Below are 4,646 nucleotides of genomic sequence, written 5' to 3'. Positions count from 1 at the left end.
GATATAGGTTGTGCCGTCGGCATCGGTCATTTCCGATCCCTGGGCCTTGACGAAAACCGTATCGAAGTTGCGGCAATAACTGCGAACCTGCGATTCCCGTCGTTCAAAAATGTCTTCTTTAATCTCTGTGAACGGCATGCGTTCGGCTCCTGTTTGGTCTGGTTGGTTGGGTGAGTGTGGCCGGGAAAAGTGTCAGGTGCCGGCCGGCAACTCGAATGGCCCGATGGTCACGAGGATTTCGCTGTCGTGACGGCCCTTGAAGTGACGGTCTTCGTCGAAGAAAGGGCTTTCATTGAGCGGCGCGTCGAGCCAACGCGCAATGGACCGGAAAAGACCCCATGAGGCGTCATTGTCCGATGTGATTGTTGTCTTCAGATATTTGACCGCCTGAAGTTCAGGACGGGAAAAGATGTCAGCGACGAGCCGTTTGGCGATGCGCTGTCCGCGGGCTTTCTCTCCGACAGCGACTTGCCAGAGGAAATAGACGTCCGGCTCCTGCGGCGGGATATGGCCTGAGACCCAGGCAATGACCTCCTCGCCCGTGCGGGCAAGGGCGCAGGTTTGCGCAAAATGGGTCGTCTGGATCAGGTTCATGTACAGGGAATTGGTGTCGAGCGGCGGACAGGCGGCGATGAGGTCATGCACGGCCGCGCCATCTTCGCTCAGCGGCGCAGCAATGGTGATCCCGCCAGCCTGATTCGGCGGCAAGTCATTGTTTTCATCGCGTTTTGTTTGCTCGTTCTGCAACATTCCGTAGACCATATATTGTTAGGCAAACTATCTAATGGGGGTTCGCATACGATCAACCCCTGCGCTGACATATAGTATAAACTGTTTCATCCTCCTACAAAACCCGTGAAATTGACCATATGTTCCGTGTGTATTTAGATAATAAAACATTTTTGCTTTCAAAGGATTCCAGTGTATGCCGCAATTATCGGAAGGGTTTGAAGACATCAGACTTTCAGCTGTGAACGCTGACACGTGGAGCGAGGGAATGCCGGACCAGAGCGAGGCGGCGCTGATCGCATTGCGCCGTATCATGAAAGCGACAGCGGTAAATGTGCGCACCGTGGCCCACAAAACGGGGCTGACGGCATCGCAGCTTCTCGTCCTGCAGGTGCTTCGCGCGCGCGGCGAAATGCTGACCGGCGATCTTGCCCGCGCCGTCGACCTCAAGCAGGCCACCATTTCCATCCTTCTCGACAAGTTGCAGGAACGCGGCCTGATCGAGCGCCGGCGGGGCGAGACAGACCGCCGCCGGGTCTGGGTCTGTATTTCCCAAGATGGCAGCAGAACGCTTTCAAGCGCGCCGGATCTTCTTCAATCCTCCTTCCGCAAGCGGTTTTCAGACCTCGCCGAATGGGAGCAGGCCAGCCTTGTCGCCTCGCTGCTGCGCCTGGTCTCGCTGCTCGACGCGGAAAAGATCGAAGCGGCCCCGCTGCTCGATGTGGGCGATGTGAACGATCTGCCGGCGAACGACCGCGGCTAGCTGGCAGCGGTCCACGGATTGATAAAGACAGGCCCGATTGGCATTGCGCTGGTCTGCGGGATCACTAATGTTGCCAACAGGACGAGCAGGAATCAGGAGAGCCGGGATGAGTCTTCGCACAACAGTATTTTCAGTGGCCTTGGGGCTGGCCGTCACAGCCTGTGGCGAAGCAGGCGAGGAGCCTGCAGAGGCCGCGCCGACCCCGCCTCCAGTGGAAGAAACGGGCGCTGACGAGGCTGCTGCAGACGACACGGTGAGCCCGGCAAGTGAGAGCGACAGCGCGCCTGCGGCCCAGTTGGCCAGCCTGCCGGAGCCTTACGCATCGGCCGATTTAGACCGCGGCAAGCGTGTCTTCCTGCAGTGCCAGTCCTGCCACACGCTGGAAGAGGGCGGGCCTGTCGTGCTTGGCCCGAACCTCCACGGCGTGTTCGACCGCACAGTGGGCGAAGGTGCCGGCTTTGAGTATTCAGAAGCCTTGCAGGAGGCCGATTTCGAGTGGACGCCAGAGCAACTCGACCAGTGGCTGGAGAGCCCGCGGGCTTTCCTGCCGGGTAATCGGATGACCTTCTCCGGCCTCAGGCGGCCCGATGACCGCACGGCCGTCATCGCCTACATCATGTCGCAGACAGGCTATGACAGCGCCGAATAAGCGCTTTTGACCGCGCTCAGCCGAGCGGTTTCATCAGGACAATATCAACCGGTTCGCCCGCCTCGAGTGCGGGCGTATTTCGTGTGCGCCGGCAGAGCGCATTGCCTGCGAGGAATGGCGTGATCAGCGAGCTGTCCTGATTGTCCGCCGGGCGGGCGAGGAGCACACCTGTCTCATCGATCCAGGCTTCGCTGCGCATATAATGCTCGCGCGGGCCGTTCGAAGGCAGCGGCGCGGCGAGCCTCGCTCTGACATGGCGCAACCTCTGGCCACTGATCAGAGGCTGCAGAAAAAGATGCGCGCAGACCAGCGCCGAGGCCGGATTGCCAGGAAGCCCGAGGACGAGCGCATGGGTGGCCTTGGAAAACCATGTCGGCTTGCCAGGGCGCACGGCGATCTTCTCGAAGACAGGCGTGAACCCCTCCGCAGCGAAGGCGGGCCGCATCAGGTCATGATCGCCGACTGACGCGCCGCCAACCGGCAGGAAAATGTCGATGTCCCTGGCGGCTTTGATCCGCGCCTGAATGTCCTCCAGCGTGTCTGCCGCCGTGCCGAGATCCACCGGCTCGCCGCCCCAGTTTCGGATAAGCGCGGCCAGCGCCGGCGGGTTTGAGTTGACGATCTCGCCGGGGCCAAGCTCGGAGCCCGGTGGTTTCAGCTCATTGCCATTGGCGAGGATTCCGACGCGCGGGCGGCGCGTGACCTTGAGGGATGCGAGATTGGCGGCCGCAGCAATGGCAAGCTCCGCCGCTCCGAGCCGGGTACCCGATTCAAGGATCAGGGCCCCCTCTTCGAAATCCATTCCCTGAGCGCGGACGAATTGCGCCTCCGAATAGGCCTCGCGGCACGTGAGCCTGTCCCCGTCGCGATCGGCGTCTTCCTGGATGACGATATGGTCTGCGCCGGCCGGGAGTTCGCCGCCTGTAAAGATGCGGACGGCTTCGCCCTTGCCGACCGTTCCGGAAAAAGGCGCACCGGCGGGCGCTTCGCCGATGACGTTGAGCGTGGTCCCCGCTGAACGGACATCCTCCAGCCGCACGGCATACCCGTCCATCGCAGAGACGGCAGCGGGGGGGCGTGACACGCGGGCATGGACATCCTCCGCCAGCATCCGCCCCTGCGCGCCTGCCGTCGCGACCGTTTCATGCTCCAGGATCGGCGTGTGCGCCGCCAGAAGGCCGAGCGCTTCATCGACAGTAATAAGCCCGCTCATGACCCGGCCTTGCGATAGTCGCCGGACTTTCCGCCCGTCTTCTCAACGAGTTCGATGGCGCCGATCACCATCGCCTTGTCGACGGCTTTCAGCATGTCATACAGCGTCAGGCAGGCGGCGGAGACCGCCGTCAACGCCTCCATCTCGACGCCGGTCTGGCCCGACGTTTTGACGCGCGCCGTTACAGCGAGCGCGTGTTCACTCTCGATTGCGTCGATATTGACCTTCACGCTCGTCAGCGGAAGCGGATGGCAGAGGGGGATGAGGTCTGATGTCTTCTTGGCGGCCATGATGCCGGCAAGCTCGGCAATCGCGATCGGGTCGCCCTTTTTGGTGTCGCGGCCGAGCGCCAGTTTCAGCGTCTCAGCCGCCATGTCGACGCGGCCCTGCGCGATGGCAGTTCGCGCGGTCACCGCCTTGTCGCCGACATCGACCATGCGGGCGCGGCCATCAGGCCCGATATGTGTCAGACCGCTCAATGATCATGCTCCTTGTGTTCCATGAGGCGCGGCATCAGCTCGACGAGATTGCAGGGCTTGTGGCGGCTGTCGAGCTGCAGCGCGATGACCTTGTCCCAGCCATCCTTCACCGCGCCGGTCGAGCCCGGCAGGCAGAAGATGAAGGTGCCGCCGGCAAGGCCGGCAATCGCGCGAGACTGGAGCGTCGAAAGGCCGACGCTCTGATAGCTCACCTGGTGGAAGATCACCGAGAAACCCTCGATCACCTTGTCGAAGAGCGGCGTGATCGCTTCGGGCGTCACATCACGGCCCGTCAGCCCTGTGCCGCCCGATGTGATGACCACATCCACCTCAGGATCGCCAATCCAGGCCGAGACCTGCGCGCGGATCGCGTAGATATCATCGGGCACGATCCTGCGGTCAGCGACGACATGGCCGGCTTCCTCGATGCGGCGCGCCAGCGTGGTGCCGGAGGTGTCTGTGTCAAAATTGCGCGTGTCGCTCATCACCAAGACGGCGATGCGGACGGGCTTGAAATCGAGGTTCTCATTGATGCCGTGCATGGGTGTGTCTTTCAGTCTGCTTTGGCGGCCCAGCGGGCCTTGTCTTTATAGTCTTCCGCGCGCGGCTCGATCCATGTCTCGCCGGCGCTGGTCGTTTCCTTCTTCCAGAAGACCGCTTCAGTCTTGAGGTAATCCATCAGGAAGTCGGCCGCCTCGAAGGCTGCGCGGCGATGCGCCGAGGCGGTGGCGACGAAGACGATCGGCTCGCCCGGCGCCAAGTCGCCTGTGCGGTGGATGACATGACTGGCGACAAGCGGCCAGCGGTCGTGCG

The 4,646-nt window shown here is 62.1% G+C and carries 7 protein-coding genes; 2 read left to right on the top strand and 5 right to left on the bottom strand.

What is annotated here, in order from left to right; translation table 11 throughout:
* Positions 1–192: 192 nt before the first annotated feature.
* The gene (gene ectA, locus WA989_RS18075; protein ID WP_424341863.1) at positions 193–708 is read right to left on the bottom strand and encodes a diaminobutyrate acetyltransferase; all 516 of its coding nucleotides are present in this window, start codon (positions 706–708) and stop codon (positions 193–195) included.
* A 217-nt stretch (positions 709–925) separates the two neighbouring features.
* Here ectA and WA989_RS18070 point away from each other — a divergent pair, with 217 nt between their 5' ends.
* The gene (locus WA989_RS18070) at positions 926–1,492 is read left to right on the top strand and encodes a MarR family winged helix-turn-helix transcriptional regulator (RefSeq protein ID WP_424341862.1); all 567 of its coding nucleotides are present in this window, start codon (positions 926–928) and stop codon (positions 1,490–1,492) included.
* A gap of 106 nt (positions 1,493–1,598) precedes the next feature.
* Positions 1,599–2,141 carry a c-type cytochrome gene (locus tag WA989_RS18065; protein WP_424341861.1) on the top strand — a complete coding sequence of 181 codons (543 nt, stop codon included), beginning with the start codon at positions 1,599–1,601 and terminating at the stop codon, positions 2,139–2,141.
* A gap of 16 nt (positions 2,142–2,157) precedes the next feature.
* On the opposite strand, the gene WA989_RS18060 is transcribed toward WA989_RS18065, so the two are convergent.
* The 4 genes from WA989_RS18060 to WA989_RS18045 all read right to left on the bottom strand — a co-directional run.
* Positions 2,158–3,354: a molybdopterin molybdotransferase MoeA gene (locus WA989_RS18060; RefSeq protein ID WP_424341860.1), complete on the bottom strand. Its 1,197-nt coding sequence runs from the start codon at positions 3,352–3,354 to the stop codon at positions 2,158–2,160.
* Complete coding sequence (gene moaC / locus WA989_RS18055) at positions 3,351–3,833, bottom strand: cyclic pyranopterin monophosphate synthase MoaC (RefSeq protein ID WP_424341859.1); 483 nt, start codon at positions 3,831–3,833, stop codon at positions 3,351–3,353. Before moaC ends, WA989_RS18060 begins: the two co-directional genes overlap by 4 nt.
* Complete coding sequence (moaB, locus tag WA989_RS18050; RefSeq protein WP_424341858.1) at positions 3,830–4,375, bottom strand: molybdenum cofactor biosynthesis protein B; 546 nt, start codon at positions 4,373–4,375, stop codon at positions 3,830–3,832. The genes moaC and moaB overlap by 4 nt, the downstream gene beginning before the upstream one ends.
* An 11-nt stretch (positions 4,376–4,386) precedes the next feature.
* On the bottom strand, positions 4,387–4,646 hold a 260-nt coding region (locus WA989_RS18045; protein ID WP_424341857.1), incomplete at its 5' end, for a molybdenum cofactor biosynthesis protein MoaE.

The organism is Henriciella sp. (assembly GCF_049649345.1).
GTDB lineage: Bacteria > Pseudomonadota > Alphaproteobacteria > Caulobacterales > Hyphomonadaceae > Henriciella.
This window is presented reverse-complemented; position numbering and strand designations above follow the sequence as displayed.

Coding starts and splice junctions, on each gene's coding strand:
- WA989_RS18070 (WP_424341862.1), top strand. CDS start 926: ATGCCGCAATTATCGGAAGGGTTTGAAGACATCAGACTTTCAGCTGTG.
- WA989_RS18065 (WP_424341861.1), top strand. CDS start 1,599: ATGAGTCTTCGCACAACAGTATTTTCAGTGGCCTTGGGGCTGGCCGTC.
- WA989_RS18060 (WP_424341860.1), bottom strand. CDS start 3,354: ATGAGCGGGCTTATTACTGTCGATGAAGCGCTCGGCCTTCTGGCGGCG.
- moaB (WP_424341858.1), bottom strand. CDS start 4,375: ATGCACGGCATCAATGAGAACCTCGATTTCAAGCCCGTCCGCATCGCC.